This window comes from Chroococcidiopsis cubana SAG 39.79, from assembly GCF_003991895.1.
GTDB lineage: Bacteria > Cyanobacteriota > Cyanobacteriia > Cyanobacteriales > Chroococcidiopsidaceae > Chroococcidiopsis > Chroococcidiopsis thermalis.
In genome coordinates this window covers 1-19,007 of sequence record NZ_RSCK01000109.1, presented here as the reverse complement: position 1 = coordinate 19,007, position 19,007 = coordinate 1, and the positions used below count along the sequence as shown (strand labels likewise).

16 protein-coding genes are annotated in these 19,007 nt (G+C 46.0%); 5 read left to right on the top strand and 11 right to left on the bottom strand.

Annotated features, from left to right (window positions below; all coding sequences use genetic code 11):
- A partial coding sequence (gene cobA, locus DSM107010_RS32250) for a uroporphyrinogen-III C-methyltransferase (protein ID WP_127024913.1) occupies nucleotides 1-811 on the bottom strand: 811 nt, incomplete at its 3' end.
- A 61-nt stretch (nucleotides 812-872) separates the two neighbouring features.
- Complete coding sequence (locus tag DSM107010_RS32245; RefSeq protein WP_106169177.1) at nucleotides 873-1,505, bottom strand: class I SAM-dependent methyltransferase; 633 nt, start codon at nucleotides 1,503-1,505, stop codon at nucleotides 873-875.
- A 114-nt stretch (nucleotides 1,506-1,619) separates the two neighbouring features.
- On the opposite strand from DSM107010_RS32245, the gene hemH reads away from it, so the two are divergent.
- Both hemH and DSM107010_RS32235 read left to right on the top strand, forming a co-directional pair.
- Nucleotides 1,620-2,783, top strand: a complete 1,164-nt coding sequence (gene hemH, locus DSM107010_RS32240) for a ferrochelatase (RefSeq protein ID WP_106169178.1) — start codon at nucleotides 1,620-1,622, stop codon at nucleotides 2,781-2,783.
- A 174-nt stretch (nucleotides 2,784-2,957) separates the two neighbouring features.
- Nucleotides 2,958-3,326 (top strand): pPIWI_RE_Y domain-containing protein, encoded by a 369-nt coding sequence (locus DSM107010_RS32235; protein WP_132866942.1) that lies wholly within the window; start codon nucleotides 2,958-2,960, stop codon nucleotides 3,324-3,326.
- Nucleotides 3,327-3,352: 26 nt separating this feature from the next.
- Here the strand turns inward: DSM107010_RS32235 and DSM107010_RS32230 are convergent, their stop codons facing one another.
- Nucleotides 3,353-3,565 (bottom strand): RNA-binding S4 domain-containing protein, encoded by a 213-nt coding sequence (locus DSM107010_RS32230; RefSeq protein ID WP_015154921.1) that lies wholly within the window; start codon nucleotides 3,563-3,565, stop codon nucleotides 3,353-3,355.
- A 14-nt stretch (nucleotides 3,566-3,579) separates the two neighbouring features.
- Nucleotides 3,580-4,386 carry a class I SAM-dependent methyltransferase gene (locus DSM107010_RS32225; protein WP_106169179.1) on the bottom strand — a complete coding sequence of 269 codons (807 nt, stop codon included), beginning with the start codon at nucleotides 4,384-4,386 and terminating at the stop codon, nucleotides 3,580-3,582.
- 185 nt (nucleotides 4,387-4,571) lie between these two features.
- Between DSM107010_RS32225 and DSM107010_RS32220 the strand changes: the two genes are divergently transcribed.
- The 3 genes from DSM107010_RS32220 (at nucleotide 4,572) to DSM107010_RS32210 (ending at nucleotide 7,520) form a co-directional block, all read left to right on the top strand.
- Nucleotides 4,572-6,212, top strand: a complete 1,641-nt coding sequence (locus DSM107010_RS32220) for a DUF3352 domain-containing protein (protein ID WP_106169180.1) — start codon at nucleotides 4,572-4,574, stop codon at nucleotides 6,210-6,212.
- A gap of 204 nt (nucleotides 6,213-6,416) precedes the next feature.
- Entirely contained in the window at nucleotides 6,417-6,857 is a 441-nt protein-coding gene (locus DSM107010_RS32215; protein WP_015154924.1) for a hypothetical protein, read from the top strand.
- 204 nt (nucleotides 6,858-7,061) lie between these two features.
- Nucleotides 7,062-7,520, top strand: coding sequence for a hypothetical protein (locus DSM107010_RS32210; protein ID WP_015154925.1), 459 nt, complete (start codon nucleotides 7,062-7,064; stop codon nucleotides 7,518-7,520).
- 76 nt (nucleotides 7,521-7,596) lie between these two features.
- On the opposite strand, the gene DSM107010_RS32205 is transcribed toward DSM107010_RS32210, so the two are convergent.
- The 7 genes from DSM107010_RS32205 to DSM107010_RS32180 all read right to left on the bottom strand — a co-directional run bounded on the left by DSM107010_RS32205 (nucleotide 7,597) and on the right by DSM107010_RS32180 (nucleotide 18,765).
- Nucleotides 7,597-10,059: an acyl-CoA dehydrogenase gene (locus tag DSM107010_RS32205; protein ID WP_181245548.1), complete on the bottom strand. Its 2,463-nt coding sequence runs from the start codon at nucleotides 10,057-10,059 to the stop codon at nucleotides 7,597-7,599.
- Between the two features lie 72 nt (nucleotides 10,060-10,131).
- Nucleotides 10,132-11,316 (bottom strand): acetyl-CoA C-acyltransferase, encoded by a 1,185-nt coding sequence (locus DSM107010_RS32200; RefSeq protein WP_015154927.1) that lies wholly within the window; start codon nucleotides 11,314-11,316, stop codon nucleotides 10,132-10,134.
- Nucleotides 11,317-11,477: 161 nt separating this feature from the next.
- Nucleotides 11,478-13,742, bottom strand: coding sequence for a 3-hydroxyacyl-CoA dehydrogenase/enoyl-CoA hydratase family protein (locus DSM107010_RS32195; protein ID WP_127024911.1), 2,265 nt, complete (start codon nucleotides 13,740-13,742; stop codon nucleotides 11,478-11,480).
- A 12-nt stretch (nucleotides 13,743-13,754) separates the two neighbouring features.
- Complete coding sequence (locus DSM107010_RS42585) at nucleotides 13,755-13,880, bottom strand: hypothetical protein (RefSeq protein ID WP_258183997.1); 126 nt, start codon at nucleotides 13,878-13,880, stop codon at nucleotides 13,755-13,757.
- A gap of 3 nt (nucleotides 13,881-13,883) precedes the next feature.
- Nucleotides 13,884-16,055: an AMP-dependent synthetase/ligase gene (locus tag DSM107010_RS32190; RefSeq protein WP_106169277.1), complete on the bottom strand. Its 2,172-nt coding sequence runs from the start codon at nucleotides 16,053-16,055 to the stop codon at nucleotides 13,884-13,886.
- A 580-nt stretch (nucleotides 16,056-16,635) separates the two neighbouring features.
- Entirely contained in the window at nucleotides 16,636-17,493 is an 858-nt protein-coding gene (locus DSM107010_RS32185; protein ID WP_015154930.1) for an alpha/beta hydrolase, read from the bottom strand.
- Nucleotides 17,494-17,598: 105 nt separating this feature from the next.
- Nucleotides 17,599-18,765 (bottom strand): pyridoxal phosphate-dependent aminotransferase, encoded by a 1,167-nt coding sequence (locus DSM107010_RS32180; RefSeq protein WP_127024908.1) that lies wholly within the window; start codon nucleotides 18,763-18,765, stop codon nucleotides 17,599-17,601.
- Between the last annotated feature and the right edge of the window lie 242 nt (nucleotides 18,766-19,007).

The following is a 19,007-nucleotide window of genomic DNA, read 5'->3' as shown; positions in this document are numbered from 1 at the left end:
TCCCTTCGCCCCCTAATCCCCACTCCCTTCGGTCGTGGGGTCCCCGAGTTCCCCCTTGTCCCCCTTGTCCCCCTTGTCTCTTCTCCTGCGGTTGTAAATACTCGCGCCAGCCAACGACTTCACCAACCACGATCGCAGCAGGAGAAAGGTTTAAGCCATCGGTTTGAGCTACAACTGTTTCGAGGGTGGCAGTCCAAACTTGCTGTTTTGCGGTTCCCGCCCAACGCACGATCGCAATTGGCGTGTGGGGCGATCGCCCATGTCTGACTAATTGTTTGACTATTTCTGATAACTGCTGTCCTCCCATCAGAAACACCAGGGTTCCGATTGATGCTAAACCTTCCCAGTTGACGAGTTCCGGTTCGTGGGCAGTTGTTATGGCAAAACAACGACTCATCACCGGATCGGTGAGGGGAATTCCTGCTAGGGTGGGTGCGGCTAAGGCTGAAGAAATTCCAGGTATAACCTCAAATGGGCAGCCTGCGGTAACTAATGCCTCAATTTCTGCTGCGGCTCGTCCAAAAATGAACGGATCGCCGCTTTTGAGCCGAACGATCTGTTGTCCTGTTTGGCAATACTCGACTAATAAGCGATCGATTTCTGCTTGAGGGGTGCTAGATTGTCCGCCGCGCTTACCGACATCGAGTTTGAGACAATTTGACGGCACTAGTTCTAACAATTGCGGATCGACTAAAGCATCGTAGATCAATACTTCTGCTTGACTCAACAGTTGCAGCGCCCTAACAGTTAGATAATCAATACTTCCTGGTCCCGCACCGACCAGGTAAACTTTACCCGTTGTGTTCATCATGCTTCATCATGCAACCCTCAGATTTTATGGTAATTGGTAATGGGTAATTGGTAATAGTGCATTAGTTGGCTCGCGCGATCGCTTGAATCACTTGCAAGCTTCCGCCTGCATGGAGAACGCGATTTTGCAACTCGAACCCCGCTTCTTCCAACAACTCAACTAAATCCCCGCGTAACAACTGCCAAGCTGTTTCTGTTTCAAATAAAAATAGAAAGAGATAGATTCCAGGTACGAATAACCAATTCGTCGGTGGGTGAAAATCAACCAAAGTGAAAATGCCTCCTGGCTTGAGGACGCGATGAACTTCGCTCAAAATCTGCCGCAATTCCTCCGCTGTCATTTCATGCATTGCCATGCTGCTATGAACTAGATCGAAACTGCGATCGCTAAAAGGCATCTTTTGGGCAAAAGCCTCTACATATTTGGCTTGCGGTACATTGTGTTGCGCTCGTTTCAAAGATAAAGGAGACGCATCTAATCCCGTCACCTCTTGAGAATATTTCACCAATAGTTCAGTTGCTTGACCGCTGCCGCAACAAAGATCCAAAACTTGAGTATTGGGCTGAATTGTTAAGTTTTGCAAAGCTAATTGGCGAAACTTTCCCTCTCCGCCGACGCTCAACGCCGCTAGTCGAGAAACTGTATCGTAAAACCATTGATAACGATAGCTCCATTCTCGTAATATTGTTGCCATGTTTCAATCCTCATAAATATTTGTTGACCGATATTCCGAATAAAGATGTATTGTTAAAAGATGTATTGTTAAAATCAGTAACAAAGCTGAAGAAATTGGGGTAACAAAACTGCTATGGGTCGAGTGGGAGTACTATTACTTAATCTAGGTGGACCGGATCGACTAGAGGATGTCAGACCATTTCTATTTAACTTGTTTGCCGACCCGGAAATCATTCGCCTGCCGTTTCCCTGGCTGCAAAAACCCCTGGCATGGTGGATTTCAACCGTACGCACGAAGCGATCGCAAGAAAACTATAAACAGATAGGTGGTAGTTCCCCCTTACGACGCATCACTGAAGCCCAAGCACAAGCGCTACAAGCACGACTAGAAGAAAAAGGGCAACCAACTCAAATGTATATTGGGATGCGTTACTGGCATCCATTCACCGAAGAAGCGATCGCCCGCATCAAACGCGATGGCATTGACCGTTTGGTGATTTTACCACTCTACCCGCAGTTTTCCATCAGCACCAGTGGTTCTAGCTTCCGCTTGCTGCAACAAATGTGGTTAGAAGACCCAAAATTAAACAGCATTGAATATACAGTCATCCCCTCTTGGTACAAGCAACCAGGCTATCTGCAAGCAATGGCGCAGTTAATTGCTCAAGAGTTAGAGGGGTTTTCCAACCCTGATGCAGTGCATGTCTTCTTTAGCGCTCACGGCGTGCCAAAAAGTTATGTTGAGGAAGCAGGCGACCCCTATCAGCAAGAAATTGAGGAATGTACGGCGCTGATAATGCAGACCCTCAACCGCCCCAATTCATACACCTTAGCTTATCAAAGTCGTGTTGGTCCTGTAGAATGGCTGCAACCATATACAGAAGATGCGATTCAAGAATTGGGTCAGCAAGGGGTGCAAGATATGGTTGTCGTACCGATCAGTTTTGTCTCCGAACACATAGAAACTCTGCAAGAAATTGACATGGAGTATAGAGAAGTTGCAGAGTCAGTAGGCATACATAACTTTCGTCGCGTCCCAGCGCTCAACACTCACACTCAGTTTATTGATGGGATGGCAGATTTAACCATCGAAGCCTTAAATTCTCCCAGCGTTAAACTGTCTCAAGTGTCGCAAATGAAAAAGCGGGTCAAAATGTACCCTCAAGAGCGCTGGCAGTGGGGCATGACGACCTCGGCAGAAATTTGGAATGGTAGAATTGCCATGCTCGGCTTTATCGCTCTGATTATCGAGCTAATCACTGGCAAAGGGCTATTGCACGCAGTCGGGATTTTATAAATCAGTTATCACTTAAGAGTGGTAATGGGTAATTGGTAATTGGTCTGTGTTTAATTGCAAATTGTGGATTGCGAATTCTCACTCGCGTCCACTCTAAATAGTGGCACATTCAAAGTTACGCGAAGTCACGCTCTCTGGTTTGATATGGGGCGACCCATTTGGTCTATCAAACCCATGAGCTACGATCCGACTAAGTTAAATCACTCAGAAATACTTTCTCTATTAGCTTCAGGTGTGCTGGAGTATTTTGGACGCATCAAAGCAGGAGAAAAAGATCCATTTCCCTATCCCGATCCTTTAATTAGGGGATTTAATCAACTGAGTATTGCCTGTGCTTTGCAAAATGTAGAACGCTCTAAAAGACCCAAAGGCGTTGTAGAGTTTGTAGAGACATGGGGAAAATTGCCATTAACCAAGTGGGCGTTAAAGTTGGAGGTAGCAGACTATGATTTTGCTGCGGATGACTGTTTGATTAAGCCAGACTTGAGTAAACCAACGCAGTTGTGCAAAGATTTGGCGCGGGGATTGCGGTTGGTGTCTTAATGCGATCGCCTAACTTTAATTAAAACTTAAATCTCGTCTAAATTTACATCAAAAGTTTGTTCTGCTACGGTTACGCTGTCACCCGATCTTAACTTGCGTCCGCGTCTAGTCTCCAGTATGCCATTAACGAGAACCTCACCTCCCTGAATTATTAGTTTGGCTTGTCCGCCTGTTGCTGCTATGCCAATTAATTTTAAAAATTGATCGAGTTTAATTGTATTATCACTGTTACTAATCATGAAAAATCTCAAACTCAACTTTTACGAGCAAAAACAAACAAGCTATTAACATCATGCCCAAATCCTTGCTCCGTTGACAAGGCATGGATCTCTGCCATGTATTCTGCTTTAAGCTGCGCTAATTTGTCTGGTGATAGTTGATACACCTGGTAGCCGTAAACATTATTAGCATGTGCGTTCCATGCTGTTTCTGCATCTTTGAAGTAGAAACCGAATTGTTGAGTTACAACTTCAATATTTTGAAAACCAGTCTGTTGAAGTAAAGCTTGGCACTTTTCAGGAGTACCTAGTAGTTCGTTGGGATTGTTAATTGTAATTCCAAATTGTTGTGCTTTCTCTCTAAATAAAATAGATGCAGTATGAGCTGTTTCAGCAAAACAGGAAAAAGCTACTATTCCACTTGTGTTTAAAAAACGATACCACTGACGCAGGGAAGAAAAAACATGTGTGAGATAGGCGATCGCAGCGGAACAAAAAATCACATCAAAGCTGTTATCATCAAAATGTAAATCGTCCGCGTCCGCTTCAATCAATTCAATATTTTGTAATTTTTCTAACTCAACTTTGTGCCGTGCTTGTGCTAGCATTCCCGTGGAAATATCTACTCCCAATACATAACCTGCATCTCCTACGATTTTTGCTGCCGCGATCGCCACGATTCCCGTACCAGTCGCCACATCCAAAACTTTTTGTCCTAACTTGAGTTGAGCTAATTCTATTAAAGGTTTGGCAAAACGATAGCGAAACTCGTTGTCATAATTAGTTCTAGAATTAAAATCTGTAATAATTTGCTGCTTGTATTCATTCATACGAGTTGTCATTAGTATTTTCCCTACTCCTGTACGGGCAGGTTTAACTGCTGAATATTTTGTTCTATTGTAGCTAGGCTCGCTAAACCTGCCCGTACAACTCCCTACTTCCTAATATTTATCCGAAATTACCACAATGACATTTGTATAGGTGATTGACAAGAATTTGAGCAGAGGCGATCGCAAGGATAATTAAAATGCCGACGAAAAAATCAAATTTGCTCCCTGCTGTTGTAGCTATCGGGATTGTCGCAGGAGGTGCAGCGGCTTATTGGTATTTTAAAGGGAATTTTGGTAGTGGCGCGAGTCCTTTGGCAAGTGCTAAAGTCGTACCAGATGAAGCATTGATGGCAGCTTTTATTTCAACCGATTCTAGTGCTTTGGCGCAGTTACAGAGGTTTGGCACTCCTGAAGCCGAAAAGTTAGTTGAGAAAAGCCTGCAAGACTTCGATCGCCAAGTATTAACAAAATCTAATATTAATTACGAACAAGATATCAAACCCTGGTTGGGTAGCGTTGCAATTGCCGTACTACCACCTGGTTCTGCTAAGCAAGTACAAGCAACAACATTATCGCCTCAATCGAATATTTTACTGGTACTAGGAATTAAAAATGGGTTGAGTGCCTGGAACTTTAGCAAGAAACTAAAAGCCGATAAAACAGTTACGAGTCAAGAATTCGATTACAAAGGACAAAAAATTACTGAATCAACCAGTCAAGGCGCACCAATTTACAGTAGCATCCTCGATAGTCGTGTTGTTCTCGCTCCAACCAAACAAGCAGTAGAACAAGCGATCGATACTTATAAAGGAGAACCTTCGTTTGCTGCCAAAGCAGATATAGACAGCACTTTTGCCCAAAGCTTACAACTCAAAAACCCGATCGCGCAAATTTATTTACCCGATTATGCAGGTGCAGTCCAACAATTGACGGCTGCTAATCCGGCTGGATTACCTCCACAAACTTTAGCACAGTTGCAATCGGTCAAAGCCGTAGTTGCAGGTGTGGGTGTAGATGACATGGGAATACGGATGAAAGCGATCGCGCAGCTAAATTCTAATGCCATCAACATACAATATCAAAACTCTCCTGGGAAGGTTGTCACTCGATTCCCCGTCGATACGCTGGCTTTGTTGACCGGTGCGGGAATCAGTCGCACCTGGGCGGCGTTTGTTGACCAAACTAGAGATTTACCGGAAGTCAAGCAAGGATTGGACTCTGCTCGGCGATCGTTCAAAACAAGTTACAATCTCGATCTAGACCGAGATGTTTTTGGCTGGATGGATGGAGAATTTGCCATTGGTGCAATTCCATCCAGTCAGGGGATGCTAGGTTCCTTGGGATTTGGCGGCGCACTAATGTTTCAAACCAGCGATCGCGCTACGGCTGAATCGACTCTCGGTAAACTGGATGCGATCGCTAAAAGTAACTTTTTAGCTGTCGTTCCCAGAGATATTAATGGTAAAAGCATTACTGAATGGCAAGTTCCCGCCCAAGGTGCGATTGTCGGTCACGGCTGGTTAGACCGAGATACAATGTTTATCGCTGTAGGCGAACCGATTGTAGAGGCGATCGCCAAGCCTTCTGGTAAGTCTCTTGACAGTAGCGAAGTTTTCAAAGCCGCAACTGGTTCTTTAATACAACCTAATGCAGGTTACTTCTACTTAGATATGGATAAAACCATGTCGTTACTTGCTAGTAAACCCTTAAGCACTGCGATCGATCCAGAAGCTACTGCCATTATCAACTCTATTCGCGGCATCGGCATCACCGCCAGCAACCCCGACAAAACCACGAGTCAAATGGAGTTACTCATCGCACTCAAACAGAGAAAATAGTGAACAGTTATTAGTTGTTAGTGACTAGTGACTGGTGACTAGATGAAGAATTCCGCCACTCGCTACTAGCCACTAGCCACTCACCACAATAAATTAACTCTTCTTACAGTAGGAAGCGGGTTTGCAGATGCTTAGTTAAAATGCAGGTAGTTCCATGCTATCTACCACTTTTATACCTGTTCCCGATCGCATTAAGACTCTATTATGAACGCAGGACTTCTAAATAGAATCCCTCTGCTACCTGTTGTTGCCCTCTGGCTAGCATACGCACTATTGGGATGGTATCTCTCTGCCTACCATATCTTTTGGTTTGTTGGAGCCTGCATAGCAGCTGTAGGATTAGCTTTATCTTGGAAGAGTATTGCTGCTTTAGAGCAAATTATGAAATTTGCTTCCCAAGGATTTCTATTGATTGTAGCAATGCTTTTGGTGTGCGTGTTGATTGCTTTGGCTGCGGCGCGATCGATTTTAATTCCGATTATTGTCATGCCTTTAGCTATCACATTCTTGGCAAATGTAGAAATGCGATTTGCTGGTTTTAGTCGATTCAATACTTTTTTATTTTTAGCAGTTGTAGCAGGTTTTGGCTTGGGTTTTGGCGAAATTATCGATCTTTTGTTCTTAGCATCCAATCACAAATATTAGTAGGGGCGGGTTTAGACAACAAATTTTCCTGACACGAATAGCTATCAGGTAAAACCCGCCCGTACAATCCCTGCCAAGGAACACGCACAACTGCATGAGTTGAGTATTTTGTCAATATTTTTTTAAAATAATCCGTAAAACCGCGATCGCGGCTGGTAGAGATCGGTATATCGCGTTGATTTTCCATAGGAAATTTATGCAACTATGCCGTTCCATTATCAGCTATACGATTATTGGTTGCGTTCTACGGGGATTTGGGTTTCTCCGTTACTAACGCTAAATGTAGATTGGTTGAATGAGTCAGAAATATCGGCGATCGCCCAAATTCACGCTCTAGAACGAGTTGAATTTGGAATTAAAATGAGTTGGGAATATCGTAAAAAACTAGACTCAGACTATATGTCTTGGTGTGTCGATACCAAGCATCCCAATGTTGTATTTACAGATAAAAGTATCTCCCACAATAGCGCGCCTAGTATATTTAGTTATCAAATGCGAGATCCCAATCGACTAGTTATGTCGGTTGGGAAATATGAAGAAACCATCGTATTAGAAAGCTATAACAAACGTTTGCGCGAACATAGGTATGAGGGTAAGCTGATGAGACGGCTGTGGGAAACAAAAGTTGATGCGACAATTGCTCCATTGGCGATGGTTTCATAACTTCAGATCGCGTTCTACCTGCTCTAAAACTAGATCGACCGAAACAGTAGATTTTGTTTTTCCCCTTTGCCTCCAGCTATTTAGGCAACAAAGCCGCTCGATCCATCAATTTCAGTTGTTCTTGTCGATCCTCTACTCCTTGTTGGTATTCCAAAAGTGTAAATGTATCTACTTGAATTGCTTCATTACGAGCAATTTCTGCCGCACGAATTAGCTCAGCCTCTTCTAGAGTAATTATCTCAGCCTCACGTGCTGCTGTAACTAGCTGCTCCGGTTTTCCTGACGGCAGCTGACCTTCACGACTGGCAGCTTTGATAGTTTTGAATACTGGTTCGGCTTGGGATGACAGGAGAAAAGCATTTTCCAAGCGTCCCAAGGCTTCATTTGGATCTACAGGAACATAAATACCTGCGGTGAGGCGATCGCGTTGCTGTCCTGGTGTTTGAAGGTTACGAGCAATTTCACTGCCAAGTCGGTCAGATGGTAAAGAACCGATCGCATTGAGTCGCCACCACCAAGTCACGGGTTTTCGGAATAAACTACCGAGAATTGGTATGGGTAGGTTACTGAAAATTCCCTCAAATCCAAGCTGAATTTGAGCTAAGGCATATTCTACTGCCCAGCGGATAAAGGGTAAATCTTCCTTGCAACCTTCTGCCTCAAATCGGCGCAGAGTAGCTGTTGCCAAATACATCCAAGAAAGAATATCAGCAAATCGTCCAGTTAGTTTTTCTCGCCGCTTTAACGTGCCACCAAAACAGAAGAGAACTAAATCGGTCAGCCAAGCAAAAGTCGCGGCTGCCCATTCGAGTTTGCGGTAGTATTTAGCAGTAGCTCCAGTTACAGGCGGACGGGCGAGATAGCCACGAGACAGACTCAGCAGTAAGGCACGGCAACCATTACGCATCATGAAACCAACGTGATGCCAAAAGGCGCGATCGAAAGCCGAGACATCCGACTGTTTGAGGGCAATAACTTCTGCAAATACGTAGGGATGACAGCGGATCGCTCCTTGACCGAAGATCATCATCGTGCGAGTGAGAATATTCGCGCCTTCAACCGTAATCGAAATCGGAGTAGCAATGTAGATATTTGCGAGTAGGTTTCTGGGACCGCGACAGATACCAGAGCCACCGAGAATATCCATCCCGTCATTGATAATTTGACGCGAGAGTTCCGTCAGGTTGTACTTAGCGATCGCCGAAATGACAGCAGGTTGCTCGCCGCGATCGACTGCGCCACAAGTATAAGCCCGAGCGGCATCCATCAAATATGTCAGTCCCCCAATCCGAGCTAGGGGTTCCTCAATTCCTTCAAACCGACCGATTGGCAAACCAAACTGCTGTCGCACTGTTGCGTGAGCGCCCGTCACTCGCGCTACGAGTTTGGCAACTCCGGTACAGGTAGCAGGAAAGCTGATGCCCCGACCCGCAGCCAGGCTCTGCATCAACATTTTCCAACCCTGACCCACCTGTTCGACACCACCGATAACTTGGTCGATGGAGATGATGACATCATGCCCTTCAACCGGAGAATTGTAAAACGGAACTCCCATCGGATCGTGTCGCCGTCCTAAAACCACACCAGGTGTATCCGCGGGAATTAAAGCGCAAGTAATGCCTACATCCTCTCCTTTTCCCAGCAAATTTTCTGGATCGCGAAGGCGAAACGCCAGACCGATTAAAGTGGCGATCGCGCCCAGGGTAATGTAGCGTTTGCGGAAATTCAAGCGCAGATATAGTTTTCCATCTTCAGCTGGAAACACGACCCCTTCAGAAGTAATGCTACCCGCATCTGAGCCAGCCTGGGGTTCGGTCAGGGCAAAACAGGGAATTTCATCTCCCTTGGCTAGTCGGGGCAGATAATAGTCTTTCTGAGCTGGAGTACCATATCGCAGCAATAGCTTAGCGGGTCCGAGGGAGTTCGTCACTCCCACTGTCGCCGTGTGGGTGAACGATCGCGATGCCAACTTCATCATCACGGCGCTGTAGGCAAAGTTAGAAAAGCCCAAACCGCCATACTCTTTGGGAATCATCATGCCGAAGAAGCCTTCGTGTCTGAGATATGCCCAGACTTCCGGTGGTAAGTCTTTGCGACGGTAAATTTCCCAATCGCTGACCATGCGGCAAACTTGTTCTACTGGTCCGTCAAGAAATGCTTGGAGTTCTGGCGTGACTTGAGGATAGGGTTCGCTGTTAATTCTGCGAAAATTGGGTTGACCGGAAAAGAACTCACCATCTACCCAAACAGTTCCTGCCTCGATCGCTGCTTGTTCAGTTGCAGAGATGTTTGGTAAGAGATTGAAAGCTTTAATGGCGGAAACGATCAAAGATGTGACAAGCGATCGCCGTAATATGGGTAAATTTAAGATTGCTGCCACCACACCAAACAGCGACCACACCCAAATTGGCGGATTCCACGCTGATAGTACCAGGACAAAATACAGCGACCACAGCCACAAAGGAACGCCAATGTAACCCAGTGCTAAAAATAGGAAAATTAGCGCGGGAATGACAAAGACTGGATCGAGCAGGTTCATCATCATAATTCGTAATTCGTAATTCGTAATTAAAAGTGGGTTGAAGAATCTGACCTCTCAGGTCGTCCAGATTCAGGAGGTTGCCAAATTCTCAAACACTGCCGCTGCTCCCATCCCACCACCAACACACATCGTCACCAGACCGTAACGAATATTACGCCGTTTCATTTCGTGCAGCAGGGTGGCTGTCAGCTTCGCACCCGTGCAACCTAGAGGATGACCGAGGGCGATCGCGCCGCCGTTGACATTGACAATCTCCTCATTCAAACCGAGCTTGCTAATTACCGCTAAGCTTTGCGCGGCAAAGGCTTCATTTAACTCGATTAACCCGATATCTTCCAAGCTTAAACCCACTTGCTTCAGCACCTTTGGTACAGCCTCAACTGGTCCAATCCCCATAATTTCTGGGGGAACTCCGGCGACTGCAAACCCTAACATCCGTCCTAGAGGTTTTACACCGAGTTTGTTGACCCAGCGCTGACTCATTAACACCGTCGCTGCTGCTCCATCCGAAGTTTGGGATGAGTTCCCAGCTGTAACCGCTCCACCTTGGCGAAAAACAGGTTGCAATCGCGCCAATGCTTCCAGACTGGTATCGGCGCGAGGACCTTCATCAAGCTGAAAAACTTGCTCCACAACCTGCGGCTTGCCATCAATATAGAGAGTTTCGCGCACCGGAAGCGGGATAATTTCTTCAGCAAAACGACCTTGCCTAATTGCAACTAAAGCTTTCTGATGCGATCGCAGCGCAAAAACATCTTGTTCCTGGCGAGAAACTCCGTACTGCTGGGCTACGTTCTCAGCCGTAATCCCCATCGTACAGTAGGCTTGTGGAGTCTCCGCCAAGACTTCTGGGTTGGGAGCTAGATAGTGTCCCCCCATCGGAATCAAACTCATCGATTCGGCTCCACCCGCCACCATAATTTCCGCTTGTCCCGTGGCGATCGCTTGAGCTGCCATCGCGATCGTCTGGAGTCCAGAAGCACAAAAACGGTTGACGGTACAACCTGCCACTGAATCGGGCAAACCCGCCCGCTGAGCAATAACTCGTCCCAAATTAAATCCCTGTTCCGCTTCTGGAAACGCACAGCCGATAATGATATCGTCAATATATTCTGGTGCAAGTCCTTCGACGCGAGCGATCGCGCCTTTGACTGCCACCGCGCCCATGTCATCGGGGCGAACGTGGCGTAACGTACCGCGTGGCGCTTTTCCCACCGCAGTCCGAACGCTGCTAACAATATAGGCTTCTTTCATAGTTGGTAGTTGGTAGTTGGTAGTTGGTAATGGGTAATAGGTAATGGGTAGTTGATAAGAAAGTGGTGCGTGAAGAAGGGGTGTAGGGTGTGGGGTGTAAGGTGTAGGGTGTGAATGCGTGAATTTTGAATTCTCCCTTGTCCCCCTTATCTCCCTTGTCCTCAATTCCGTAGCGGCTTTTTATGCTTCAACGTGTGAGCAATCCGCTCTTGGGTTTTGGGCTGGCTGAGTAGTAGGGGTAAAAATGCTTCCCGTTCTAATTGCAGTAAGTAGTTTTCATCAACTAAAGCAGGTGCGGAAAGTTCCCCGCCAGCCATGACGTAGGCTAAACGGTTGGCTAAATAGCGATCGTATTCGCTGATGAAGCCGCCTCGGTAAAGGGTATCGGCAGCATAATCTAACATTGCTCTCCCCGGACGACCTAGCACCATAATGGCGTTGCGTTCGGGGGGTGAGGCGTAACCTGCGCGATCGCTACATAAGACTTCTTCTTTGGCAACTTCTAAACGGCGATCGCCATTCATTAAAATTCTGGCTGTCGGTGGTAAAAATCCTAGTTCTTGGGCTTCCGCAGCACTATTGGAGACTTTCGCCATGCCAATTGTTTCAAACACTCGCCGCAGGAATGGTTGGATGTGATGGGGTGCTTCTGTGGCAGCGCGATCGGCTGCCCATGTCACCGATCGCATAATGCCACCAGCCCCAGGAATTAAACCTACACTCAGTTCCACCAAGCCAATATAAGTTTCTGCTGCTGCCACGACTTGCGGACACGCCATGACTAACTCGCAGCCACCACCCAACACGCGCCCCTGAATTGCTGCAACAATTGGTTTGGGGAAGTAATGAATTCGTTGTAGCAGAGTTTGAAATTTGACAATCAGATCGGCGATCGCCCCTAATCCCGACTGCGCCATCATTGCCATTTCCGCCAGATTTGCCCCACCTGAGAAATGAGCGCTGCTGTTGCCAATGACCAATCCTCGATAATCGTTCTCTAGCAGATCCAACACCTCAGTCAAACCGTCAACCACTTGCAAACTCAAAGTATTACCCTTCGAGCGAAACTCATACAAAACCACCCCATCGCCCATGTCTAGCAATGCTGCTTCGGGATTTTGCCATATTAGCGGGAGTCGGGAGTCGAAAATCAAATTTTCACTTTTGACTTTTGACTTTTGACTTTTGACTTCTGCCCATTCCGGCACGGTCATTCCCGCAGCTTTCATATCTGCCAGCACGGTTTCAAATCCCAATACATCCCAAATTTCAAAAGGACCGAGTTCCCAGCCAAAGCCCCATCGCATTGCTTTGTCAACGTCGGTAGGACTGTCGGCAATTTCGGGAATGCGGCAGGCAGCATAACTTAATGTTTTAAGGATAGACTCGCGGAAGAAAGCACCCGCACGACTGCGATCGCGATACAATGCCCGCAGGCGATCGCCTAAATCGGGAATCTTACCAATTGCCTCAATATCACCCAAATTTAGAGGTTTAGCTGGTTCGTAAGCGAGTGTTTCTGGATTTAATGACAGAATTTGTCGGTCTTGCTTTTTGTAAAAGCCTTGACCCGTTTTCGCTCCTAGCGTCCCCGTCTCTACGAGTTTGCGTAATAGTTCCGGCACGCGGAAGACTTCTCTGCTTTCATCATGGGGAATAGCTGGATAGAGATTGCTGGCGACATACATCAACGTATCTAGTCCGACTAAATCCGCCGTGCGGAATGTGGCTGATTTTGGTCTACCTGCAATTGTTCCCGTTAGAGTATCGATTTCCTCAATCGTGTATCCCTGCGTTAACGCCTGCAAACCGAGCATGGTGACATACATCCCAATTCGGTTAGCAATAAAGTTAGGAGTATCCTTTGCGACTACGACCCCTTTACCTAAATGTAGCTCTCCGAACCACTTCATTCTTTCTAGTACTTGCGGATCGGTATCAGCTGTCGGAATGATTTCGAGTAATTTGAGATAGCGGGGCGGATTGAAAAAATGAGTTCCCAAAAACCTTTGACGAAAGGATTCAGAACGTCCTTGGGCGATCGCGTCGATTGGTAAACCGCTCGTATTGGTGGATACGACTGTATCCGAGCGAATTACGCTCTCTAGGCGTTCCATCAGCTTTTGCTTAATATCTAGATTTTCTACCACTGCTTCAATGACCCAATCGACAGCGGCAACTGAGTCAAAATGCTCGTCAAAATTTCCCACAATGACGCGACGGGCTGTCTTTTCTGTAAAAAATATAGGTGGAGATAGCTTTAGGGCTTTTTTAAATGATGTTTCAACTAATTCGTTTTTATTGCTCCCCTTGCCAGGAATATCTAATAAATATACGGTTAAACCTGCATTGGCGAGGTGAGCGGCAATCTGGCTTCCCATCACTCCCGCACCAAGAACGGCGGCGGTTCGGAACGGCTTAAACATAGTTTTAAAACCTCAGTTATCAGTTATCAGTGGTAATTGGTCGTTGGTAATTGGTAATTGGTTGACGGTAAACGCTGCACTACACTCCGTGAAGACAGTTGACGGTAAACGCGCTCTGCTACACTGCGTGATGGTCACTGGTCACTGCTCCCTACTCCCTACTCCCTGGCTTAAGGATTGAGCATATGCAGGACAGGTAGACGCAGCGGGTACGGGGGGACATAGGTTGAGTTGTTCGTGACGCTGTGTCTCTCGTCGTTTGGAATCTTCTTGACCATATAAAGTATTAATTTCTTGAGCAAACATTTCAGCGATCCTGGCGCGTTTTACTTCTCCACTGGGGGTCAGCATTCCGTTCTCGACGCTGAGTGTAGCGTTGATGAGCTGAAAGCGTTTAACTAAAGACCAGTAAGGCAAATGGCAGTTAGCTTCATCTACTAAAGCCTGGTAAAGGGCGAGAATACAAGGATGGTTCAATAATTCTGCATCTGGTAGGTCGAGTTCCAAGAGTTGAGCTTGTTGGCGCAGGTTATTGAAATCGGGAAAAATTAGCATCGCACAGAATTTACGTTCTGCCCCCACTGCAACGGCTTTTGCTACCAGAGGAGATTGTTCTAACTTGTGTTCTAATGGCTGTGGCGTGACGTATTTACCTGTTGAAAGCTTGAAGTGACTTTTCTTTAATCCAACGATTTTCAGAAAACCATCGGCAGTAAACTCTCCTATGTCGCCTGTATGAAACCAACCCTCAGAGTCGATCGCCTGCTGGGTAGCTTCGGGGTTTTTATAGTAGCCTTGCGTCACGTAAGGTCCCCTGACTAAAATTTCACCATCAGAGGCGATCGCGATTTCTATTCCAGGCAAAGGCACTCCTACTGTTCCAGCTCGGTTGAAGCTACCCCGATTGCAGGCAACTGCCGAACTCGACTCTGTCAAACCATAGCCTTGTAGAATCGTGACTCTAGCAGCGGCAAACAGGTTAGCAATCTCGGCTTTCAAAGCTGCACCACCGCAGATCGCGTATTTGAGATGACCGCCAAACACCGAGCGCCATCTAGAAAACACTAACCGATCTGCTAGTTTCAGCATCCAGTCGTATTTGCCGCTCGGTGACCGTCCCAGTTCGTACTGTTGAGCAAGGGCGATCGCCCAATCGACGAGACGTTGAGTTTGTTCTGTTTGTAACGATTTCCAAGCAGTGAGAGAGGCTTGCCAATGCGGTAACTTGAATTGAGTTGGAGGCAACCATCGCAGAGAGGATAAACGGAATTTTTGCTGGGGAGTTTCTTGTTTCTTCTGAAACATCTGCGCGGCGAAAGTCCGAAAGCGGGGCAGCAAGTCGTATTTGACACTCTTCGCTGTCTCTGGTTGTGGAGTCTGACTACCTGTTTCTAAAATTCGCTGATAAATTTTTTCCAGCAACAGAGGCACGGTAGCAAAGATCGTTGGTTGTACCTCTTTAAGATGTTTCATCACTCGGTTAGGAGTAGTGAAGTAAACGCTATGCCCGTAATTCATGTGACCGTAGAAAAAGACACGGGCAAAAACATGAGTTAAGGGTAAAAATGAAAGTACGACCTCCTTTGCACCCAGTTCTAAATCGGGAATTCCACTAAACATTGCTAGGGCATTAGCAGAAAGATTTTCGTGAGTCAGCATCACTCCTTGAGGCTTACCAGTGGCTCCAGGGATATAAATGATGGTGGCTAAGTCGTTGGCTGTTAGCGATGCGCGTAGCTGTTGTTGCCTCTCATCTGACATCTGAGCTTGTCCTCGCTGCCGTATCTCTGCTAGAGAAAAGATTTGAAGCGATTGAGGGTGCTTGGATTGTCCTTGCCAATCGAGGGGAACATCGGCGACGATCGCGATTTGTAGATCGGGCGTGCTGCTTAAGTAAGGTATGATGTGGTCGAGTAAGTCGAGGTTAGAAACAATTAGTCCTTTGGCTTCGCTGTGTTGCGTAATAAAAACAATATTTTCCAGCGTTTGGGTGAGATCGATCGGTACGTCAATCAGTTGAGCTAGCAAGCAGCCCATGTCAACTATGCAAAAGTTAACATCGCTCTGCATCAGGAGGGCAACGCGATCGCCCTTCTCTAACCCTAAGTTCGACAAACCGAGTGCTACTTCTTCAGCCGCAGTCCGAAAGGCTCGCTCGGATAAGGACTGCCAACCTTGTTCCGTCCACCAATTTAAAGCATGGAAATTGGGAGCGCGATCGCAGGCTTCATCTAATAATGAAGGCAATGTGCGTCCCAACAACACATTCCCAGAGTTGGGAGGAGCTGTGTAAATTTTGTTAGACCACAACATTTTCGCCAAGAAGAGCTGAAATCTCTTCCCCTCGATAAAGTTTTTCTGTTTTTTTTATGAATTAGCTTTTACAGTAAGATGGGCATCGCCCACCCTACACTTACTGAAACTCACTGCTGCGATCGCAAATAATATTTGCGATCGAGTAGCCGATAGTTTTTGATTTAGTTTTGTTTTTAGAAAATAGAGCCAGATGCAGTGTTTGTTTTGGATGCTAGCTTCTCACACCTGAGTTAAATATTCCCCTGTTTCTCCTTTTCAATTAATCTGAATCAGCCGCAACATACCTAACTGAAGATGTTAGACTGCCATATCTAACCCTTCAGGGATCGAACGATATGCTACAAGAATTGCCTCGATCTCAGTTTAGCTTATCGCTTAACAAAGTTGCTATTTTATCTATCTTTAGTAACAAATCAAGCTAAGCAACAGGAATTTTTGCTTACTAACCACTTAGTTGCTAGCCTCTGAATTCACTATAAGAGAGTCAAACACATACTTCACTATCCGTTGTTAATTTATAGCAATAAAGAAAATTTTGGTAACATTATTTAATTCTTCCAGACACCACTCTCATACCTTATGCTGCTTGACTGTCATCAATTTCCTGCAAATGCTGCTCCAACCAGTTACCAATGTCTACAAGTACTTCTTGATAATTCGTATCGGCATAAAGATCGTGATAACTGCCAGGATACTCGTAGCATTTCTTGTCGGGATAAGTGACCCGTTCGCAGAACAGCCAACTACTTTCAGGATGAGTCACTTGGTCTGCACTGCCATGTAGCAGCAGTAAAGGAATTTGCAGCTCAGAGGCATGATTTTCAATCCAATCCACGGCAGCAAAGAATTCTGTTGCAAGTCTGGCACTACCGTATTCGTGACGTAAGGGGTCTTGACTATAAGCAGAAATAACATTCGGATTGCGCGAACTAGCATGATGATTCAAGCCAACCTTAAGACTCAAGCGTGGATAGACGCGGGAAAAGACTCGCCCGATCGCTAGTTTGAGGCGCGAAACTCCAACTTTCCCCAAGGCTGGTGCAGTGACGATCGCACCCCGCAATCCCTGCGGCGATCGCAAAGCATAATCCAAAACAATCGCACCTCCTAAACTATGTCCCCAGACAAAACAAGGGCAATTCGGTTCTTGCTGCCAAATTTGCTGCAAAAAGGCGCTTAAATCTTCTCGAAATTCAGTCCATCTATTAATATGTCCCCTTTGTCCTGGCGAGTGTCCGTGACCTCGTAAATCAAAAGCATAGACTGCATAACCTAGAGACACTAAGTACTCTACAGCAGGTAGAAACAGACCGCTATGCGCTCCCAAACCATGTACGATCGCGACCACAGCCCGCGATCGCTCTTGGGGATGCCAGCTTTGGTAATAAAGGCTTAATCCACCAGCGCCCTTGAAGGTTCCTGCAATGTTTTTCATCCTGATTCTCCCCAAATGTTTTTTGACAACAGGGTGAACTCAGAAGTCAGAAATTACCATGCATCCACTTCAATTGTATACAACTGACGAAGAAGACTGAATGCCTCATTTGAGCTGAGCGATCGCGGTTTCAATACGGTTGAGAGCTATGAGAATATTTGCCAATGAGTTAGCGTAGGATAACCTTAAATATCCCTCACCAAATCTGCCAAAAGCAGAACCAGAAAGTACGGCAACTCCGGCTTCTGCTAGTAAGTAATCTGCCAATGCATCACAACTAAGGGGAAGTTGTTTGACATTAGGAAATACATAGAATGCTCCTGTAGGTTTAACGCACTCAATACCCGCGATCGCATTCAAACCATCGACAATAAAATCTCTTCGCTGTCTGAATTCGTCCACCATTTGTTCCACAAACTCTTGCGTTCCTGTCAGTGCTTCAATCCCAGCAATTTGAGTAAACGAACAGGTGCAGGAATTAGAATTGATCGTCAATTGCTCCAGCTTTTGAGCTAATAGTTGGGGAGCCACACCATAACCCAAGCGCCACCCTGTCATCGCGTAAGTCTTAGAGTAACCATCTAGCAGAATCGTCCGCTCTTTCATTCCAGGCAAACTCATAATGCTGTGGTGTGTTTGTTCGTAAAGGATGCGCGAGTAGATTTCGTCCGAGAGGATATAAAAATTATGTCGTTCTGCTAAATTGGCGATCGCCTCTAAATCTTCAAGTTGTAGTACGCCTCCAGTAGGATTTTGGGGAGAATTGAGAATTAATAGTCGCGTGCGGGGAGAAATTGCTTGCTCTAAATCCTCAATCCGAAAGCGAAAGCCAACCTCTTCGCGCAAAGCTAGAGAAATTGCCTTGCCTCCTACAAAGTTAATGACTGATTCGTAAACGGGAAACCCTGGATTGGGATATATCACCTCATCGCCTGTATCTACCAGCGCTAGAATTGTGAAAAAAATTATCGGCTTAGCACCTGGTGTCACCACCACTTCATCGGGATGCACCTCAACGCCTCTTGTGTGTGTCACATATTGAGCGATCGCCTGTCGCAACTGAGGTAATCCAGGGGCTGGAGCATAGCCAGTGTAACCGTCTTTCATGGCTTGAAATGCAGCCTGACAGATATTCATCGGTGTCTGGAAGTCTGGCTGTCCGATTTCTAAATGAATTATGTTACGTCCTTGAGCTTCCAATCGTTGTGCTTTGGCAAGGACTTCAAAAGCAGATTCCGTCCCCAGGCGGCTCATTCGTTCGGCAAAATTCATATTAATTTATTTTCCAAATGACAACTGACAACTGATATAGCAATCCTATTTGATTCATGATGGAGCAGGCTTCTAGCCTGCGGCAGCTAGAAGCCTACTTTACAAATCATTTAGAACAGCTATAACTGACATTCTTGTATGAATTTTTATTAAAAAAAGAGTTAGAGCATTTTCTAGTCTACTGAGGTACAATAACAGCAATGAGTAAACCAGCCACGTAGATCTTCAACAGAGACTTGAGC

What these genes read in the sequence shown, in the direction of transcription:
- DSM107010_RS32245 (WP_106169177.1), bottom strand. Translation starts at nt 1,505, where the DNA reads ATGGCAACAATATTACGAGAATGGAGCTATCGTTATCAATGGTTTTAC.
- hemH (WP_106169178.1), top strand. Translation starts at nt 1,620, where the DNA reads ATGGGTCGAGTGGGAGTACTATTACTTAATCTAGGTGGACCGGATCGA.
- DSM107010_RS32235 (WP_132866942.1), top strand. Translation starts at nt 2,958, where the DNA reads ATGAGCTACGATCCGACTAAGTTAAATCACTCAGAAATACTTTCTCTA.
- DSM107010_RS32230 (WP_015154921.1), bottom strand. Translation starts at nt 3,565, where the DNA reads ATGATTAGTAACAGTGATAATACAATTAAACTCGATCAATTTTTAAAA.
- DSM107010_RS32225 (WP_106169179.1), bottom strand. Translation starts at nt 4,386, where the DNA reads ATGACAACTCGTATGAATGAATACAAGCAGCAAATTATTACAGATTTT.
- DSM107010_RS32220 (WP_106169180.1), top strand. Translation starts at nt 4,572, where the DNA reads ATGCCGACGAAAAAATCAAATTTGCTCCCTGCTGTTGTAGCTATCGGG.
- DSM107010_RS32215 (WP_015154924.1), top strand. Translation starts at nt 6,417, where the DNA reads ATGAACGCAGGACTTCTAAATAGAATCCCTCTGCTACCTGTTGTTGCC.
- DSM107010_RS32210 (WP_015154925.1), top strand. Translation starts at nt 7,062, where the DNA reads ATGCCGTTCCATTATCAGCTATACGATTATTGGTTGCGTTCTACGGGG.
- DSM107010_RS32205 (WP_181245548.1), bottom strand. Translation starts at nt 10,059, where the DNA reads ATGAACCTGCTCGATCCAGTCTTTGTCATTCCCGCGCTAATTTTCCTA.
- DSM107010_RS32200 (WP_015154927.1), bottom strand. Translation starts at nt 11,316, where the DNA reads ATGAAAGAAGCCTATATTGTTAGCAGCGTTCGGACTGCGGTGGGAAAA.
- DSM107010_RS32195 (WP_127024911.1), bottom strand. Translation starts at nt 13,742, where the DNA reads ATGTTTAAGCCGTTCCGAACCGCCGCCGTTCTTGGTGCGGGAGTGATG.
- DSM107010_RS32190 (WP_106169277.1), bottom strand. Translation starts at nt 16,055, where the DNA reads ATGTTGTGGTCTAACAAAATTTACACAGCTCCTCCCAACTCTGGGAAT.
- DSM107010_RS32185 (WP_015154930.1), bottom strand. Translation starts at nt 17,493, where the DNA reads ATGAAAAACATTGCAGGAACCTTCAAGGGCGCTGGTGGATTAAGCCTT.
- DSM107010_RS32180 (WP_127024908.1), bottom strand. Translation starts at nt 18,765, where the DNA reads ATGAATTTTGCCGAACGAATGAGCCGCCTGGGGACGGAATCTGCTTTT.